Here is an 18823-nt window from a genome sequence, read left to right as displayed (position 1 = left end):
AACCACCGCTGCGCGCCTCATCGGGAACCTAAACTCCCGCCAAGACCGGTGCGGACCCTGGGGTGGGTACATGGCTGACGTGCGACAGGATGACGGTGACGGCCTCAGCGCAGCCGTTGCACCCGCCACTGCGGGTGCGACTGCTGCGAACGGTCACGGCGCGCCGGTCGGACCTGGGCAGCAGGTGGGCTTGGTCGTCGGCACGGTGCCCGCCACGCCGCTGAAGTTCTCCGTCGGGCTTGCCGCCGACCAGTATCTCCAGCTCGACGACATCGTCGTGACACGACGTGTGATGCGGGGCCAGCCGCCGGTGCAGCTCGCGGGCATCGTCACGAATGTCGAAGCTGCCCATGAAGGTGCCCGATTCTCGTCCGATGTGTTCCTGATCCAAGCCGGGGCTCTGCCCGCCGAGGTCAGCGAGGTCGCCGAAGTAACGGTGACCCGGGTCGAACCTGAGGTGTATGTGCCGCCGCGGCCCGGCGCACCCGTCTCGAGGGCGACTGGACCGCAGCGAGATTCGGCCCTGTACTTCGACGAGATGGGCGACGCGAAGGTCCCGGTCGGGCTCGGGCGCGACGGCCAGCCAGTGTTCGTCAACTTCGAGTTCGTCGATGGCACCCGCGGCGGGCACGTGTCGATCTCCGGGGTGTCCGGCATCGCTACGAAGACGTCGTTCGCAACCTTCCTGCTGCACTCGATGTTCAACTGCGGCGTCCTCGCCGGCGAGGCGCACAACACGAAGGCGCTCATCTTTAGCGTCAAGGGCGAGGACCTGCTGTTCCTCGACTACACCAATAGGAGGCTCACTGCCGACCAGCGGGCCTCGTACGTCGCGCTTGGGCTGCCACCCACCCCGTTCCGCAACGTCCAGGTTTTCGCGCCGCCCCGGCCCGGGGACAGCTCCGGCACGCCGAACGTCGCCGCCCGCGACAAGGCAGTCAACCCGTTCTACTGGACACTCGCGGAGTTCGCCGAGCAGGAGCTGCTCCCATTCGTCTTCGCCGACGCTGAGGACGAGCGCGCGCAGTACACGATGCTGATCGGACAGGTCGCCGCCCGGCTGCGCCGCGACGCTGCTCCTGTCGGCACTGACGGCGCCATCCAGGTGGCGAACGTCGACCCGGCGAACGCGCAGGTGCTGCGCACGTTCGACAATCTGGTGAGCCTGCTCGAAGCCGAGCTTGCCGACGACACGTTGCGCCCGCAGTGGGTCGCCGGCAGCAGCGCCACCGGCAGCGTAAACGCCTTCCTGCGCAGGTTGCGTTCCTCGGTCAAGCCGCTTTCTGCAATCGTGCGCAGTGACCTCGCCTACCGCGGCGAGCGGTCAGTGACCACATCCAAAGCGCAGGTGACGGTGGTCGACCTGCACAACCTGCCGGACCGGGCCCAGCGATTCGTCGTCGGCGTCACGCTGCGGCAGGAGCTCGCACGCAAGGAGCGCTCCGGCACCGCCCGGCCGCTAATGTTCGTCGTCCTCGACGAGCTGAACAAGTACGCACCCCGGGAAGGCGACTCCCCGATCAAGCAGATCCTGCTCGACGTCGCCGAGCGCGGCCGCTCGCTCGGGGTCATCCTCGTGGGGGCGCAGCAGACCGCGAGCGAGGTCGAGCGGCGAATCGTTGCCAACTGCTCAATCCGCGTCGCCGGCCGCCTCGACGCGGCCGAGGCCACGCGGCCCGAGTACGGCTACCTGCCGCCCTCCCAACGTGCCCGCGCAACACTCGCAAAACCCGGCACGATGTTCGTCTCTCAACCCGACATCCCGGTGCCGCTCGTCGTCGAGTTCCCCTTCCCCGCGTGGGCGACGCGGCCTACCGAGAAGGGCACCTGGGTCGGCGTGGACGACGGCCCCAAGCCCCCCGACGACCCCTTCGCCACGATCCCCGGGGCCGACGGCGACGCGCCACCGTTCTAGCCGACCGTTCATCCCGGGGGTACCGATGAAGTTCCTGCATACCGCCGACTGGCACGTGGGCAAGGTGCTCAAGGGCCAGCCGCGCCATGACGAGCATGAGGCCGTCCTGGGCCACCTGGTCGAGCTCGCAAACGCCGAAGACGTCGACGCGATCCTCATTCCCGGTGACCTGTTCGACTCGGCCACGCCTAGCCCCAAAGCGCAGGGACTCGTGATCGAGACCCTGCTCGCACTGCGGGGTCACGGTCGGCACGTCGTCGCGATCGCCGGCAACCACGACAACGGTCACCTGCTGGATGCGGTGTACCGGCCGTTGCTTGGCGAACTGGGCCTGCACCTGCTCGGCACTCCCAAACGCCCCGACGCCGGTGGCGCCGTCACGCTCACCACCCGCGCCGGCGAGGTCGTGAATGTCGCGGTGCTGCCATTCCTGTCGCACCGGTATGCGGTACGGGCCGCGGAGACACTGCTTCGCGAGACGTCGGAGCACACGCTCAGCTACAGCCGCCGCGTCCGCGAGATGGTGGCGGCGCTTACCGCCGGGTTCACCCCGGACGCGGTGAACATCGTCATGACGCACGGCACCCTGCTCGGCGGCCGCCGAGGCGGCGGGGAACGCGACGTGCAAACCAGCCTCGATTACGAGCTGCCCGCGACCGTGTTCCCCGCGAGCGCGCACTACACCGCCTTGGGGCACCTGCACCGCAGCCAGGACATCGAGGGCGCCTGCCCCATCGCGTACTCAGGGTCACCACTGGCGATCGACTTCGGTGAAGAGTCCAACGAGTCGGTCGCCCTGGTGGTCACCGCCACCCCCGACACGCGCGCGACGGTGCGGCGAGTCCCGGTTGTCGGCGGAAGACCTCTCATTACCCTTCGCGGAACCCTTGACGAGGTCGTCGCAGCCGGAGAGCAGGCGGCCCACTCCTGGCTTCGGGTCGTCCTCGCCGAGCCAGCCCGCGCCGGGCTCGGTGATCTGGTCCGCGGGACCCTGCCGAATGCCCTGGAGGTTCAGCTCGACGAAGCACACCGGGTACGCCCCGGCGGGCAGCGAGCCCAAGGCTCGGGCCGCCTGGGCCGCTCCCCCCAGGAGCTGTTCACCGACTACCTCACCGAGTCCAACATCGACGACCCGCGAATCGCCAGGCTGTTCGGCGACCTGCTGGATGAGATCACGTCCCCACCAGACGCGCCCCTGACGGACCAGGAGGGCTAGATGCGCCCGCTCCGTCTGTTCCTCGACGGCTTCGGCAGTTATCGCGAGGCCACGGACCTCGACTTCACCGACGTCGACTTCTTCGCGCTCGTGGGGCCCACCGGATCTGGCAAGAGCACCGTCATCGACGCACTGTGCTTCGCCTTGTACGGCACCGTGCCCCGGTGGGGCAAGGAGAACGTGATTGCCCACGCACTTGCCCCGTCCGCCAACGCCTGCCGCGTGGCCCTGGTGTTCGAAGCCGCCAATGCCAGGTATGCCGCGGTGCGGCTACTGACCCGCGACGCCAGGGGCAAGGTTCACACGAGGGAAGCTCGGCTCGACCGACTGGACCGTGGCGTCTCGCCGGACGGCGACCTCAACGCAGTGCTCGAGGCCAGCGTAGAACAGATCGCTGAAGGCGCGGACCGCGTCACTGCCGCGGTGAAGGACCTGCTCGGGCTGAGCTACGAGCACTTCACCCAGTGCGTCCTGCTGCCGCAAGGAAGGTTTGCCGAGTTCCTCCAGGCCAAGCCCGGTGAGCGGCAGGACCTGCTCGTCCAGCTCCTCGCATACGGCGTATACGAACAGGTCGGCCAGCGCGCCCGCCAGCGGGCACAGCTCGCCACCGCCAGCCGGACGATCCTGCAGGCCCAGCGCGACGAGCTGGCCGGCGCCACCAAGGAAGCGGAGGACGAGGCACGAGCTCGCGTCGACGAGCTCGGCCAACTCATGACCAGCGTCACCACGCAGCTCGACGGGCTCGATGCCGCCCGCACCGGCGCCGCCCAGACCGCCGCCGCCGCCAACGAAAACCGCGCGGCCGCCGCGCAGCTCGCCCAAGTCGCGATTCCCGACGGCGTCACCGATCTGGCCGCCCGCATCGCGGCCGAGGACATGAAGGTAGCCACAGCTCGGTCCGCCCGCCACCTGACGGAAGTGGCCGAGGACGAGGCCCGCGTCGTGCGCGGCAGCCTCGGCGACTCCGAGCGCTACGAGCGCTGGCGCTCCGCCTACTCCGCTTGCGCCGACACGCAGCAGACGCTCACACATCAGAACGCCGCGCTTGAACGCCTGCGCGCGGCACAGGCCGAGGCACACCTGCGCCTTGAGGCAGCGGAGGCGGCAGTCGAAACGGCCAGCGCGGACGAGACGACTGCCCGGGCCGCGCACGCTGCCGCAGCAATCGCTGCGACGTTGCACCTGGGCGACAACTGCCCGGTCTGCCAGCAGCAGGTGCAGGCGCTGCCGCATCACGAGCCAGCAACCGACCTCGAACAGGCGACCGCAGCTCTCACCGCGGCCAGGCAGCAGTGCAAGAAGGCGGCCGCCATCGCCCATGTGAGCGCCGCCAAGGTGGCCGGCGCCCAGCGGGACGTCGAGACGACCGAAGCGCTCCTGCTCCAGCACACTGCCTCCCTCGACGGCGCGCCGAGCCGAGCCGACGTCGAGGCAGCCCTCGCCGCGATCATGGCAGCGGATCACGCCGTGACCGACGCCGCCGAGCAAGCCCGGCGTGCCCGCGCCGCCGTCTCCGCCGCAGAAACCGCGCGCGCCGCGCTCGACGCTGCCGAGCAACAGGCTCGCAGGACCCTCGGCGCGACCCGGGACGCCCTCTCTGCGCTGACGCCGCCACCGCTGACCGGCAACCACCTGGCCGAAGACTGGAACACGCTTCTCACGTGGGCTCAGCGCCAGAACGCAGCCTGCGCTGCCGCCCAGCCCTCGCTCGACCAGGCCGCCGCCAATGCGCGCGCGAAAGTCGGCAGCATCCTCGACATCGTCCACACGCTCCTGGCCGAACACGGACTCGAGGACATCCCCGACGCCGACGTCGCGCCGGTAGCTCTCGCCGGGCACCAGGCGCACGCCGACGCGGCCCTCAACAAGATCAGAACCGATCGCGAACGCGCGAGCGCACTCGACAAGCAGCTCGCCGCGTGCGCGGACGAGATCGCGGTCGCGACCACGCTCGGCGACCTGCTTCGGGCGACCCAGTTCGAGCGCTGGCTGTGCGGCGAAGCGCTGGACTCCCTCGTCACCGAGGCGTCCACGACCCTGATGGAACTATCCGGCGGCCAGTACGAGCTGGACCGCACCAGTCGCAACGAGTTCGCCGTCATCGACTACAACGACGCGGGCACCCGCCGACCAGTACACACTCTGTCCGGCGGCGAGACGTTCCAAGCCTCGCTGGCACTCGCACTGGCCTTGTCCCGCCAGGTGGTGGGGCTCTCCGCAGGGATGCGCGCCCTCGACTCGATGTTCCTCGACGAGGGATTCGGCACCCTTGACGAGAACACCCTCGACACGGTCGCCCACACCCTCGAACGGCTCGCCGCCGACAAGGACCGGATGGTCGGCGTGGTCACCCACGTCCCAGCACTAGCCGAACGTGTCCCCGTTCAGTTCGTGGTGAGCCGCGACGCAACCACATCACGCGTGCGGAAGATGCCCACATGACCACCGCCGCGCCGCTGGCCATCGGTGCTATCACTGTCGACCCGTGGGACCCCGGATACGGTCTGGCCCTCACCGCCGACCTCGACAGCGGGATCTTCCAGGAGTCCAGCGCCCAACTCAACCTCGACGTCGAGGTCCCTGCCGACGCATGGGCGCCAATCAACCCCGACCCAGCGATCCAGCCCCCGGCGACCGTGCTGTTCCTCGACGGCGTCCGCCGCATCGACGCCCGGATCTGGGTGCACGGCCCCGACCCGCACCCGACTCCAGGCATCGCCGCTTCGTTCGCCGCCGGCCTCGTCTGCTGCAACGGCGCAGCCCGCATCCTCGACGTCACCGTCGGTCGCGGCCTGTTCACCGCAGCACCGCACGCGGCCGACATCCTCACCCCCCTGGGGTCCTACCCAGTCCGCCCGGCCGCCGGCGGCGGACCGGCCGAGCTGTCCTTGTCCCTCCAACAACGGCTCGCAGACGCCGAGGTCGGACTCGCCCTCAACTTTCGAGCCCGCCACACCGATGAGGACGACCTGCTCCTCGTCGACGGGCCCCTGCGCGGCCGCACCCACCTGCCGCGCACCGTCGGATACATCAAGACCCACCACGCCGCATACCTGCCGACCCCCCAGGCTGCCACGGTCGCCGCGCTCGCGCCCGGGCAGCGGACCCCCGTGTTCACCATGGGCACCTCATGGATCCGCCACGCCTGGTACCTGCGGCTGCCCGGCCCCTCCGCGGCACCCTGGTCGGGCGTAGTCCGGTTGGAGTGCTCGGCAGACCTCCCTGCACCCCAGGCCGCCCGCCTAGCCAGCGTGACCGCGAGTCTCCTCCCGCCACTGGCCAGCGTCCCGCACAAGGACCCGCGCGCCCCGCAGAATCTCGTCCCGATCGGTGGTCTGGAACGCGAACTCCGACACAGGCTAGGCGACGCGCAACTGCTGTACCGGGCGCTCCGCAAGGCGGGGACGCCGTAGCCGCCAGCACCAGCCCGCGGCACCCACAACCCCTGCATGGGCCCGGCAATCGAGGGCTGGCGCCCACCCGCTCCGCATCGGGTTGACCACGGTTGTGATTGCTGGCGGGAGTGACTGCACACCCCGGGCCCGCCGCCGTTGATAGCGGTCTACGTCGCACCTCACCCAGATGAAGGAGGCACGCGACTCCTATGCGTGTGATGTTGCGGGAGCGGGGGGAGGTATTGGTGGGACGAGCGGCCGGGCACCGGCGCGCGATGGACGTAGGGCATCCGGCATTGATTCACGACGACGCCAGTGGTGGAACACCGAAGGTCACAGTCGCGCCCAGGGCCGCCCCGCTGGTCGGGAAGACAGCCATCGCGCGGCCGCCGCTAACCCAGCGCTTTGCGCGACGACCCGTCTCGGCGTCAGCCCCGATCCTCCGGAACCCGCGCCGACCTGGCATCTGGCCGGACCGCCAGCGTTGCGCGCCGGCCTGGGGGGTCTGAACCGCATGGCCTCCTGGGGTAACGAAGGTGTGGTGGACCGCTGGATCGAACGCGCGTTGGGGCTGTCCAACGCAGCCTTCAGCGGCGACTTCACCGACAGGCAGGAGCTGCATGTCGACGCGGGTGGGCGGCTCCGCCTCGCCAACGCGCCCATGGCCAGCCCGATAGGACCCCCGGGCGCCGTGCGCCTGTGGCTGCTCAACGCCGACCCCCAAGTCTCCATCGGACGGCATCAGGCCCTGGTCCGCGACCGCCTCCAACGCACCGGCATCCCCACGCTGAGCCTCCCCTTCGCCGTGCTCGGCGCCGCCGGCATCGAGCACGACACCATCGACCTCATCCACGACACCCCCGATGGGTTCACTGACGTCGACGTGCGCTCCATCAACCCACCCCTGGGGATGCGCAGCGAGCGTGAACCCATCATGGGCTGGGTGCGGCTGACCGAAGCAGAGATCGCCACGAGACTGCGGGTCCTGAACAGCCCCGACTACAAGCGACTCGGGTGGCTCAGCAAGAGCGGTCACGCCGACTTCGCCGAGGCCGGGCCCGTCACCCGAGCGGTGCTGACCGCTCAGCCCCACGGACTCGAACGCTGGGCGCCCGTCGGCTGGGAACAGGTCCTCCGCGCCCCCCTGGGGGGCCGGGTCACCCTGCAACCAGGTGAGGACGGCAACACCGTCTACCTCTGGAGCGCCCCCCGGCGGCGGCCGGGGGAGTCCCTGATCTGGGCCACCGCCGTCCACACCGGCCGGTGTCCCGCCTGCCGCGGCACCGGGCGGGTCGGCCGGTCCCGGTGGGCTGGGTGTGCGGGCCCACGGCAGCGCCTGCGCCGACTGCGGCGGAAGCGGCCACGGGCCCAGCCAGCGCCGCACCGCGTACTACCTGTCCGGCTTCGACCACCAGGAAGACACCCCGCTGTACTTCTTCTGCGAGCTCCCCGCCGGCGTGTACCCGACCACGGTGGCCGGAGCCTATGAGGCCCTCAAACCGGAACCGGTTCAGCTCGGCGAGCGCATGGGCCGCACCGTGCACCGGCAAGGAGACATCTTCGCGGTCGCCGCGCCCACACTGACGGTGCAGTCCCTACGCCGGGCCGGAGCTCGATTCGCCCGTGACGCCTTCCTGCTCGGTACCAACCACCGGGCCAGCGAAGTCGCCGTCCTACCCAACGGCGTCACCCTGGTCCGAGGCGTTCTCACCCACGCCCCCAGCGGCCGGCCCCCGGACCACGTTGAGCGCGCCCTGACCCCCCGTGCCGTCTGGCACGTGGTCCTGAAGAACACCGTGCCCCTGGATGAAAGGCAAGCCACATGAGAACCAAGACCCTGCAACCGGCCGAAGCGCCAGCGGCACCTCTCGAGCAGGCCACGCCCGCTGAGCCGCCGGCGGACGAGCTCGCCGACCAGATGCTCCTCTCCGCCGCCGCAGACGCACAGGTCGAGCCCGAGGCCGGGGCCTCGACCAGGTCCTGGTCCGTACCGAACCCCAAACCCAAGGCCACGCCTAAGGTCGAGCCCCGACCGCGGGCCTGGACCAGCACGGGCAGGGTGGACTAACGAAGTCGGCAGGGTGCCGATAGGGGCGGGGTACCGACCCCGCAGACCGAGCCCTGTCTCTCGCCGGTCCTGGTGGGGGACTTGCTGCGCCGCCAGCTGGGCTACCGGGGGCTGATCATCACGGACTCGCTGTGGATGGCCCCGGCCCGCGCCGCGGGAACCTCCGCCGAAGTGGCCATGCGCGCCCTGCGTGCGGGCGACGACGCCGCGGCTCTGCTGACTAAGGCGGCGCAGCAGGCATGACCGCCCCGACTACCACGCACCTGTGTTCGCGCGGCTCAAGCCGCGGTGGCCACTTGCTGCGAGGCCGTCGTGCCGAAGTACTCCGATCGAGCCGAGGCACCATGTGATCGACAGCTGCCGCCCAACGGCGTCACTGCTCAGCAGCCCTGGAGAACTGTCGCCAGGCCCGGGCCGAGCTTGGCCTCGTGAATGCTCGCTACCCCGAGCTCCGTGAGCAGGAGGCGCCAATCTTCCGGAGGCTCGAGTTGGGTTACAAGAACCGGCCGCACAACGGTGTGCGTCTGGCGTAGTTGATGGGCATAGCGAAGCACCTGCCCGAGGCCAAGCCGGAGTTGGCCTTCGAGATTGTCGTTCGTGCAGGATTTGATCTCGGCCACTACCAGTGCGTCGTTGTCGTCACGAAACGCAAGGTCAAATTTCGCCTCTGTCGCTCCGGGGCTCAGGGGATCGCGTCCATGAGCCTTCACGAGGTTCGCGAGCGAGTTTTGAAGTTTCGCGTGGTTCCGGACTGCCTTCTCCAGTTCCGGAAGGGCGGACTGGGTCTCTTGAACCGCCGATAGGAGCGTAGTCTTTTCGTCGGCCGGACTGTAAGGAAGGAACTCCGGCGATGGCTGGCCGAGTCCGGTCGGGATGGCGACATCAAGGTCATCCTGGTCCAGTTGATGGTCATGAACGACTTGCCAAGCGCGCACGAGCGCGGTGTTCCAAGAGCCCAGTACGCGCACGGCTATTGCCGGAGACGGATGGCCTTCCTTGCCTCGCTGCCACTTGTCGTAATCTGCAACGGTTGGGGGATGACCGAGGCTCTGCCAACATGCAACCACCGACTCCAGGACGGTTATGGGGTTGTCGTACTGCTTGGGTGGGCCTGCAGGTGGGTTGGCCGGTAAGCCTGCCGCTTCGAGGGCGCCGTTCCAGCTGCCGAATCGCAGGTGCATGGCTTGTGGACCAGGCCGATTCCGTCCGGTGGATAGCGTTGGTGATGCCGAAATGAACCGCCGATACGCCTCAACTGACAGGTTACCGGGTACGGTGGTGGCGGCCTCTTTCAGGCTTGCGGCCAGTTCTTCAGTGGTGAAGTTCTTGCCCACATTGCGGGGCGCCCGGGCCAATACTTGGTAGTCAGGCACCTCCTGGGCAAGATACGTCTCGACGACTTTCTTGGCGACACCCACTTCGGCTGCGGTGACGGCTACGTTTCGGGTTTGCAGGAAGGACTCCTTTATGGCGTCCCCGTGTTTGGCGATTGCCAATTTTGTGCGCAGCGCGTTAGTTTCGGAGAGCGTGCGGACCGGAATGTCCAGTTCCTTGAGCCTGTTCGACACTTCCTGGTGACTGATGCCCCCGATCAGCCCGGCCTCCCGCAAATCGGCTCCCAACTCGAGATACGCGTGCAACCACGGCTCCTGGTCGGTCATTTCTGGGTCAACCCCCATGTCAGAGCGGGCACTTGAAAGTCTTTGGTTGCCCGCGGTTCAGCGGAAGTGGTTCTAGGCGGCAATTTGCTAGGCCTATGGGTGCCACGCAAGCCGGCGCACCGGACTCTAGCCATCCGGCATCAACGAGCTCTTTCCACCGCCGAAGGACAGCCGGTGTTTGGAAGGCCATGCCACCGCTCGGCAACATTCCGACGCAATGACGTCGAATCTGGAACCAGTCCCCTTGGCCGCCTTTCCGCTGGGAGGTACGTGAACGTGCGGGACAGCACGGCGTCGTTGAGGGAGGCATCGCATTTGGTCTGCGGCTGCGGCGGCCGCCTGCGGAGTGGAGGGCCTCCTCGCGACCGTCTCTTCGTGAGTGCCTAATGACAGTGCTCGTTTGGACTCGTCGGCAGGGTTCGCCGGCTCCGACAGGATGACCGCAGATCTGCCGACACCCCGGAGAGCGCACGGCCAGGCCCTGCATTGCCCCAGAACCTGTTCGTGCTCAGCAATGTTGCCCCACCATCGGACGGGTCATTGTTTGACCACCACACCTGCGAACGAGGAGCCCGTGGGGCCCTGTATGCGTGCCGCTACGACGCCCCGCAGAACGGCTCGACGCCGGCCCCCGAAGGTCAGCCCCCGACCCCCGGACCTCGACCGACGCCCGCAGGTCGTGCCCGGCATCAAGGTTGTGTCGCGGCCGCGTCATCGTGGGCACATGCCATACGGTTCACCAGCCAGTCGGTGAGCAAGATAGGTCGAAAGCGGGAAGAAGACCATGCGCGTCTCGAACGATGGTGCCAGCCTGCTGCGCGTGTTCGCGGCACGACAGATCGCTACAGCGATCAGTGAAGCGGAGTTCGTCGACCACGCGGAGGCTCCAGTCGTGGCGCACGAGCGCCTGACCACCCGCCGATTTGACCAAGCCCCAGTGACTCAAGATGGACGACTCGTGGGCTGGGTTTCAACGTCGACGCTCAAGGCGGCGAACAACGTCAAAAGTGTTCTCCGACCGCTTTCGCGATCCGCGCTCGTGTCTGGCCAGTCCCCCATCAGCCAGGTGCTCGAACTGCTAGCCAAAGACGGCTTCGTGTTCGTCGTGGGCGAAGGAGGCATCGACGGCTTCGTCACCCCGAGCGACCTCGACCGGCACGCAGTGCGCAGCCACTTCTACCTCCTTGTGGCGGGCATCGAATTGCTCCTTGCCGAAGCGGTTCGGACAGCTGTCCACCCAGATGTCGTGCTCGCGCGCGTGCACGGTGACGTTCGCGCACGGTGGGAGGCCGCGTACGCCGCCAACTCGGAAACCAGTCCGGTGGAGTACCTGTACTTGCAGGACCTCGCAGAGCTCTTCCTCTCACATTCAGCCGAGGGCGCTTCCCCCTGGGGCAAGGGGTTGCGCGACAAGTTGACCGCAATTTGCCAGTTCCGGCCCACGGTGATGCACCCAGCGCGTCCGTTGATGAGCGGACGCAACGCTAGCCAGCTGGCGACCCTCAGCAGAGCGGCCGAGGAGGTATCGACAGCTCTCGCCACCCTGACTTCCGTGTCCTCGATCCCCTAGCATGCGGACCCCGAAGGCTGGCTGCTGCGCTCGTCCGGCATCGGGGTCGTCGACGCAATCGCGAACGGGTTCGCGAGCCCAGTTGGCATTTGGACCTATTGGAGGCGCACATGAGCGGATCCGGCGAGTCGCCGACCGAAGCTTGGGCGCGGAATCGCCTGGAACCATTTCTTGGCCATCTCGAACTTGCCGATGTCCCCGGCACGACGGGGAAGCACGATTTCGAGCACCTAGAGGGGGAAACTGTCACCGATGCCGTCGAGGTAACGGCCTGGACAGACTCCGATCGATCAGCTTTGCGTTCGGCCTTGTCGGATCAGACTGAACTGAGAATCAACAGCAAGCTCAGCTGGAGCGTGTCCATCTATCCGCTGACACGCGTGGAGGAACTGACGCGCTCGCCCGAACTACCTGAGCTGTTGGCCGCGGCGGAGCAACAGGGGGTTCGGAAGCTTCCCTCAGCGGTCAGCCCAGAGCTGATCTCAGCGGTAGCACGCCTGGGTATTGAAGCCGTATTCGCCCATGACCCAGCGCCCGGGCGCGAGGGGGTTGTTCGCATAACGACTGGAACCTTCGCCGCAAGCGGATGGGACGGGCCGGAGATCGACAAGTGGCTGGACGACGCTTTCGCGGGGGAACAGCTCGCCAGAAGAGTTCGCAAGTTGGAGCGTGCCAACGCCGACCGTCGACACCTGTTTCTGGCGCTCGACACGGACACGAGCGCCGGCATGGGGGTGAGTCTCGCACTCGACTCGTCATTTCTCCCGGGCGCAGCTGGCCTCGCAATGCCGAACTTCGTGCCTCCAACGCCGCTCACAGACCTTTGGCTTTGGCCGCGCATGCCCGGTGCCGGCCTGCGCTACAGCGACCCCGACGGGTGGTCCGTCGTACAGGACCGGTCAGAGTCCTAGGTCCGGCCAGGGCGTGCTCAACAATGTCGTTGTGACCATCGGACGGACATTGTTTGACCGACCACACCAGGGACCAGGACCCGGCGGCGTGAGCGCGGAATGAGTACCGCTCGTGGGAGCGCTTCCACCTCCGCACCGTCTCGACGTTCATCAGCAGCAGGGCGCGGGAGGCCTGTCGGTAGTGCTGCTCGTAGGTGAGGTCGCGCAGTGCGGTGTCCGTGAGGCCGAGCCGGACGGTGATCATCGCGCGCAGCTCAGCGTTGAACACGTCCTTGGCCTTGTCTTTGGCCTGGGCGACGAGGTCCTCGAAGCGTGACCCGGTCGCTACGAGATAGCCGATCCAGTGGAAGAGGTCTCGGTCGTCGTACCATCCCTGGACCAGCGAGTGCAGGTCGACAACGGACTCCCAGAAGTCCTCGGGCGAGGACCGCTCAATGCGCTCCCGGATTCGGTCGAATGTGTGGAACTGCGGGCGATCCCGGCCGGTTGGCCCGCCGGCGATGGTGTCCAGCAGCAGGCTGATGTGTGTTGGCTCCTCGCCAGCTCGCCCGGTGACGAACGACCAGACCTCGGGGACCCGCAGATCGCGTTCGATGCTGTCCCACTGCGCCGCGACCTCCTCGGGACGCCGAGCGCGGGAGAGCAGGAGCGCTTTGACCAGCTCGGCGTCGGTCAGTGGGATCCGGCCGACGTTGAGCCGGACGAACAGGGCGCGGGCGTCCACGTCAGCGGGCGCCTCGTACCAGATCACATGCACCTTCTCGGACAAGGCCTTGTAGAAGTTCACAGCCGCCATGGCCGGGTCGCGCCGACTCTCGAACCAGGTCCGGATCTGCTCTGCGGCTTCGAAGATGTGAAAGAAGTCGATGTTCTGCCCGCGCTGCTCTTCGACTGGGTCCTCCAAGTACGTCGCACTACCCGCGCGGGTCTGGTACGCCAAGGAGTACCCGCGCTTGGCGGCAGGAAGGTGCTTCCGGATGTAGCCGAGGATCAGGTACAGCGTCGTCAGCCGTTGCTGGCCGTCGACGAGCTCCCATCGTTCGTCGCCGGTCTTCTTCACCACGACTGGCTGCAGGTAGTAGGGCTGGCCGTCGCTAGCGGCGATGTCGTCGAGCAGGCACCTCACCTCGTGCTCGCCCCAGCGGTAACCGCGCTGATAACTAGGCACGTAGAACTTGCCCTCGATCGTGCCGACCAGTCGTGGTTCAAGGGCGCCGTTGGCGAGCGCTGTCGCAGCCATGTGCCGAAACATAGACCCGGGCGCGGCAACTCGCGCGGTTCTGTCCAAACCGATCAGACGGAGTTGCCGAGTACCACCTGGTCGGGAGATCGCGGAAAGTCCCAGGGCAGGCCACTTGGACATGCGGCATCGACAGGTCCGGCAGCACGACGTCCCGGTCGAAGGTGAGCGACTGCCGCGCCGCGTAGTCGCCGTCAAGCGCGGGCGCCCACCACTTCGATCCCGGCGAGCAGCTTGCCCGAATGGGTCGGACATCTCGGCGCCCCCGTCTCTCAGCATCGTCCGAACGGCTGATTCGGCTCCGATTCGGGTGCGGACTGCCGCGGGGCATGGCTCACTGATCCAACGATCACAAGCAGTGGGGGATCCATGGATTCTGGACAGCGAGCCGAGTCGAAGACCGTTGTGTCTTGGCGCTTCTCCTGGGAGGCGGTGAAGCCGTCGGTCGCCCGTGCCCTGTGCGTTGCTGCCTACGCGGACAAGGGGCAGGCCGGGGACGTGGAGCGCATGTTGCTGCTGCAGGACGGCGTCATCGCGGCACAGGCCGCGAAGGTGCTCGGCTCGCCGCCCGGGGCCGGGCACGAGGTCGTGCTTGCGCCGGTGCTGCGCGATGAGTGGCTCCCCACCCTCACGCGAGCCCAGCTCGAGCCGATCGCGACCCTGGTCCAGCTCGGCCTCACCGGGCGCGAGCGAAGCGTCGAGTTGAGGACCAGGTCCCAGATGCGCGACTTCCTGAGTCGCCGCCGGGCCACCGACCACCTTGGGTCCGTCCTGCGGAAGGCCTTCATCGAGGCGCACAAGGTCGGCATTGAACATGAGGCCGGGGTCGCGCCGCCCGCTGTCCCCGCCAAATGGGGCCGCATCCTCCTCAAGGGTCAAGGGGCACCGGACCGGCGTGAGCCGTACGCGCACCAGCGCCAGGCGTGGCAGCGGCTGACTGACATGGGGGCCGCCACCAGCCGCGAGGACCGCGCTGGTCTCATGGTCCTCCCCACGGGTGCCGGCAAGACGTACACCATGGTGCACTGGCTCATCCAGAGGCTCGCGAGCGATCCTGCCCTCCGGGTGCTCTGGCTCGCCGACCAGCAAGAGCTCGTGGACCAGGCCGCTCACGCCTTCGTCGACCACGCCGCGGTGCTCCCCGCCAGCCGGGCACGGCTGATGAGAGTCATCCATGGTGGCGGCGATCCGGCCTCTGCCCTGGCCGACCCCGAGGTCGATGTCGTCTGTGCCACGAGGCAGTCGGTCACCGGCGCCGGCTTCACCGACCCGGCGCGCAAACGGCTCGAGGCATTCCTCGCGCGGCCGTGCGTCGTCGTCGTCGACGAGGCCCATCACGCTGTCTCGCCCACGTATCAGCGACTGCTCGACTACATCGTCGAGAAGGCGCCCATGACGATGCTGGTCGGCCTCACGGCAACGCCGTGGCCGAGGGGCGGCGCGATGACGGCGCGCCTGCGCGAGCGGTTCCCCGTCCGCATTGCAGACATCGAGACCCGGGACCTAGTCAAGACCGGCGTGCTGGCGACACCGCGGCTCCACACGGTGGACACCCACGAGCTGGTCAAACTGACGCCCGAGGAGGCCAGGGAGATCGCCGGGCGAGACGTGCCCGCCTCGGTGCTCCGTGACCTCGACCGGGAGTCTCGAAACCGGTTGATCGTCAACGCCTGGCTCAGCCGCCAGGAGGAGTGGGGCAAGACCCTGGTCTTCGCCTGCGACATCGCCCACGCCGACCGCCTGGGAGCCCTCTTCGCCGCCGAGGACGTGACGACGGAGGTGCTGCACAGCCGCTCCGAGGACCATCGCACCCGGGTGTTGACGCGATTCCGCGAGAGCACCGGCAACTCGGTGCTGGTGAGCGTCGGGATGCTGCTCGAGGGGGTCGACGTCCCCGATGCGCGCACCGCGTTCCTGGCGCGCCCGACCAGCAGCCGAATCGTCCTGCGGCAGATGATCGGCCGCGTCCTGCGCGGTGTTGCGGGGGTGGCGAAGCGGTGGCGCACATCGTCGACCTGCGGGACCGCTGGAGCGCGGACGTGGACGTGCTCTCGCCGGTTGAGCTGCCCGGCATCGAGCCGGATGCGGACGGCTCGGATGGGGACCGCGGTCTGCCCCCCGTCCTGGACGAGATCTCCGGTGAGGCGATTCCGGCGGATGTCCTGTACCGGATCGCCAAGGCGTACGAGCAGCTCACCGGCGGGATCCCCTGTATGCCGACCCTCAGCTCGACGGAGCTCGTGGGCTTCTACGAGCTGGGGTACCTCAACGTGCCGGTGTTCGCCCACTCGCAGGATCGCTGGCAGCGCGTCATCGACGCCGAGCTCTCGGCCGAGCCCTACCTCAGACCAGTCGAGATGTTCGACGACCTGCCGATCCCGCAGCCGGTGGTCTCCGACGTGAAGGCCGTGGTGGAGTTCTGCCGCTCCGAGCGGGTTGCCCCGCCGCTGGTCAAGGTCCGAAGCGTGCTGTCCCTGAACCGGATCATCGCCGAGCTGCGCGATGCCGGCCCACTGAGCGAGGACGAGCGCCTCAAGCTGCTGCGTGAGGCCTACGAGTCGTCGCTGGCCCGGATGGCATACGCCAGCTTCTGGCTCTTCTACGACGCCGTGAACCAGGAGTCCGCGCGGCAATCGGACCTTCTCGGCAACCCGGAGAACGTCGACCACCCGGCCCCGGGCTCGACGAGCACGCTGCCCCTCCTTGCTCGACGCAGCGATCGGGACCTCCTTGAGCCGTTCAGACGCACCGCGCATCGCGGGCGCCAGATCCTCCGCGACGCGGCACCGGAGGTGGCGGATCTGCTCCAACCTGCCCTGTTGCCACCGATCTCCTGGACGCGTCACCCGATCTCGGGAGCGTGGGCCTTCTGGAACGTGCAGCTGCAGGGCAAGGGCAAGGGCAAGGGCAGGCCGATCATCGAGGTCAACTGCGCGCTCCAGGCGCCGAAGACCCAGATCTCGGACGAGCTCCTCGAGTACTTGCTCTGGCACGAACTGGTCCACCATGTGCTGCCAGGCCGGGGACACGACGGCGAGTTCAGGAGGCTGGAGTGCCTGTGGCCTGATTTCGCCCGACTCGACCACGAGCTGGACGCGCTCGAGGAGCGGTTCGACATGAGCAAGGCGTTCGCCCACAAGTAACGACGCGCGCGTCATGCTCGAGGCCCAAATGGATGAACGCCCTCCACCGTTTGTCCGGCTGGGTTGTCGCGCGCCTCGTCGGGATTGTCGGACGCCCAGGCCCAGTTCCCACCACCCTGGTCCACCTCCGGAGTCGCAGCGACGGCATGACTCCACCGGCTGTCGATGCCAGCGTTGCCCACACTGCAGAGAGGTCACGGCGATGCCGACACGAGGACCGGCCTCAGCGTCCTTAGCGCCACCAAGTGCGCGGCTGAGACGGCGGTCGCCTCGAGTTCAGCAATGTCGCTCTGGCCGTCGGATGCTCATTGTGACGACACCTGGCCCCTACTCACCCACGGACCCTAGGCGATGGCTGCGGCCCTAATCCATCGAACGTAAGCGTTCGCCGAGTTGGCAGGACACGGCATACCACTGATCGTCGCTGACGAGGGGACCGGGACGTGTGACGAGATCGAGGAGGCCACGCGGGTTGACCACGCAGGTGTCGCCCACGCGCATGATCCTGGTGAACCAGGGGAAGTCGGCGTCGACGAAGCACAGTGCGCGGCCGACCGGCACGTCTGCGAAGCCGCCGGCAACGAGGACGGACCGCACCGCGTCAACCTGTTTATCGAGGCCGTCAATGAGCTTGGAGCCGAGGCGACCACGCACCAGCAGCTCGTCGCGGCGAGGCGTGAAGATACCGCCGACCCGGCCGGTGCGAACTGTGGCGCCCTGGTAGCGCTTGGTGTCGACGACGAGGGCGCCTGCCGTCGAGACGACGATGTGGTCGATGTTGCTGCGCCGGCCGGGGATCCGTCGATCGTGCAGGGCCAGGACCCCCCGCTCCGCGAGGACCGTCAGGGGCCGGGCGACGACTTCTTCACCGACCGCGCCCGTTGCCCAGGCGGTCGTCGACTGCGGCTCGCGGGTGAACGCGGCAGCGAACCGGATGAAGCGACTCCGTTGCGCCAGACGTGCCGCCCTCTTGGCCGCCCGGCGGTCGAACTCGCGCCTCGCCTACCCTCCGGCTGTGCACGGTAGCGGAGGGGCGATCACCTCCGCGGCTACCGTGCCCAGGTCGACGAGGCCTGCCTGGCGGTCGGCCATACAGGCCAGGCAAACCACCTGTCGCAAGCTTCGGTCGTAGCCTGCCCGTTCGCCCCGGTCCATCGTGACCCCGCACCGGCACCGGCCCGAATAGCGAAGCCGGGTGACGTCGGGAGGGGTGCCCGCTGCGCCTCCCTGAGTCGCCCCATCGGTGGTCATGGCCCGAGGTTAGGGATGTCGCAGTCGTCTGACCTGCGGTCTTGTCGAGTCTTGAGGTTTCCAGGTGTCGACCCCTCGACGTTGCCGATCTCGAACCGGCGCGGCTGTCCCACCCCTGTGGCATGGTCGGGCCATGCAGCGAGTCGACGGGCGGCTGGTGCTCAGCCCCACGGACCTGACCAAGCACGTCGCCTGCCCGCACATCACCACGCTCGACCTGCAGGCGGCGACTTCCGGCGAGCGGGGCGGGGCCAAGGCGCCGGACGACGCGCTCAACCTCATCTTCGCCAAGGGCAACGCCCACGAGGCCGACTACCTCCAGCGCCTCAAGGACCAGGGCCTGACGGTCACCGAGATCGCCCGCACGAGCGACAAGCAGCTCGCCGAGATCGAGACGCTGCGCGCCATGCGCGAGGGCGCCGACGTCATCTAGCAGGCCACCCTCTTCGACGG

Annotated in this window: 13 protein-coding genes and 1 pseudogene; 11 read left to right on the top strand and 3 right to left on the bottom strand. The window is 68.1% G+C overall.

Annotated features, from left to right (window positions below; genetic code table 11):
• Window positions 1–70 precede the first annotated feature (70 nt).
• The 6 genes from FB474_RS11675 to FB474_RS11650 all read left to right on the top strand — a co-directional run bounded on the left by FB474_RS11675 (window position 71) and on the right by FB474_RS11650 (window position 8837).
• The gene (locus FB474_RS11675; protein WP_221632520.1) at window positions 71–1915 is read left to right on the top strand and encodes an ATP-binding protein; all 1845 of its coding nucleotides are present in this window, start codon (window positions 71–73) and stop codon (window positions 1913–1915) included.
• A gap of 25 nt (window positions 1916–1940) precedes the next feature.
• Window positions 1941–3131 (top strand): exonuclease SbcCD subunit D, encoded by a 1191-nt coding sequence (locus FB474_RS11670; RefSeq protein WP_141788799.1) that lies wholly within the window; start codon window positions 1941–1943, stop codon window positions 3129–3131.
• Window positions 3132–5573 carry an AAA family ATPase gene (locus FB474_RS11665; protein ID WP_141788798.1) on the top strand — a complete coding sequence of 814 codons (2442 nt, stop codon included), beginning with the start codon at window positions 3132–3134 and terminating at the stop codon, window positions 5571–5573.
• Window positions 5570–6544, top strand: a complete 975-nt coding sequence (locus FB474_RS11660) for a hypothetical protein (protein WP_141788797.1) — start codon at window positions 5570–5572, stop codon at window positions 6542–6544. The genes FB474_RS11665 and FB474_RS11660 overlap by 4 nt, the downstream gene beginning before the upstream one ends.
• A gap of 1298 nt (window positions 6545–7842) precedes the next feature.
• Window positions 7843–8352, top strand: coding sequence for a hypothetical protein (locus tag FB474_RS11655; RefSeq protein WP_141788796.1), 510 nt, complete (start codon window positions 7843–7845; stop codon window positions 8350–8352).
• Between the two features lie 311 nt (window positions 8353–8663).
• Window positions 8664–8837: a glycoside hydrolase family 3 N-terminal domain-containing protein gene (locus FB474_RS11650; protein ID WP_141788795.1), complete on the top strand. Its 174-nt coding sequence runs from the start codon at window positions 8664–8666 to the stop codon at window positions 8835–8837.
• Between the two features lie 137 nt (window positions 8838–8974).
• On the opposite strand, the gene FB474_RS11645 is transcribed toward FB474_RS11650, so the two are convergent.
• Complete coding sequence (locus FB474_RS11645) at window positions 8975–10255, bottom strand: homing endonuclease associated repeat-containing protein (protein ID WP_141788794.1); 1281 nt, start codon at window positions 10253–10255, stop codon at window positions 8975–8977.
• Window positions 10256–11039: 784 nt separating this feature from the next.
• Between FB474_RS11645 and FB474_RS11640 the strand changes: the two genes are divergently transcribed.
• Window positions 11040–11825, top strand: a complete 786-nt coding sequence (locus FB474_RS11640) for a CBS domain-containing protein (RefSeq protein WP_141788793.1) — start codon at window positions 11040–11042, stop codon at window positions 11823–11825.
• A 110-nt stretch (window positions 11826–11935) separates the two neighbouring features.
• On the top strand, window positions 11936–12736 hold the full coding sequence (locus tag FB474_RS11635) for a hypothetical protein (RefSeq protein ID WP_141788792.1): 801 nt from the start codon (window positions 11936–11938) through the stop codon (window positions 12734–12736).
• Here the strand turns inward: FB474_RS11635 and FB474_RS11630 are convergent.
• Window positions 12639–13976 carry a DUF262 domain-containing protein gene (locus FB474_RS11630; protein WP_141788791.1) on the bottom strand — a complete coding sequence of 446 codons (1338 nt, stop codon included), beginning with the start codon at window positions 13974–13976 and terminating at the stop codon, window positions 12639–12641. The two genes, FB474_RS11635 and FB474_RS11630, sit on opposite strands and share 98 nt — an antisense overlap.
• Window positions 13977–14345: 369 nt before the next feature.
• Here FB474_RS11630 and FB474_RS21485 point away from each other — a divergent pair.
• Together FB474_RS21485 and FB474_RS20755 are read left to right on the top strand one after the other, a co-directional pair.
• Window positions 14346–15938 (top strand): annotated as a pseudogene (locus FB474_RS21485) (DEAD/DEAH box helicase); the annotation flags it as partial.
• Between the two features lie 35 nt (window positions 15939–15973).
• Window positions 15974–17119 (top strand): hypothetical protein, encoded by a 1146-nt coding sequence (locus FB474_RS20755; RefSeq protein ID WP_246092148.1) that lies wholly within the window; start codon window positions 15974–15976, stop codon window positions 17117–17119.
• Between the two features lie 363 nt (window positions 17120–17482).
• On the opposite strand, the gene FB474_RS11620 is transcribed toward FB474_RS20755, so the two are convergent.
• A complete protein-coding gene (locus FB474_RS11620) occupies window positions 17483–18055 on the bottom strand; it encodes a nuclease-related domain-containing protein (RefSeq protein WP_281286362.1) in 573 nt (190 codons plus the stop codon).
• Window positions 18056–18503: 448 nt separating this feature from the next.
• On the opposite strand from FB474_RS11620, the gene FB474_RS21195 reads away from it, so the two are divergent.
• Window positions 18504–18803: a hypothetical protein gene (locus tag FB474_RS21195; RefSeq protein WP_246092147.1), complete on the top strand. Its 300-nt coding sequence runs from the start codon at window positions 18504–18506 to the stop codon at window positions 18801–18803.
• The last annotated feature ends 20 nt before the right edge of the window (window positions 18804–18823 follow it).

Source organism: Oryzihumus leptocrescens (assembly GCF_006716205.1).
Lineage (GTDB): Bacteria > Actinomycetota > Actinomycetes > Actinomycetales > Dermatophilaceae > Oryzihumus > Oryzihumus leptocrescens.
The sequence above is the reverse complement of the archived record's forward strand: the minus strand, read 5'-3'. Positions and strand labels throughout refer to the sequence as shown.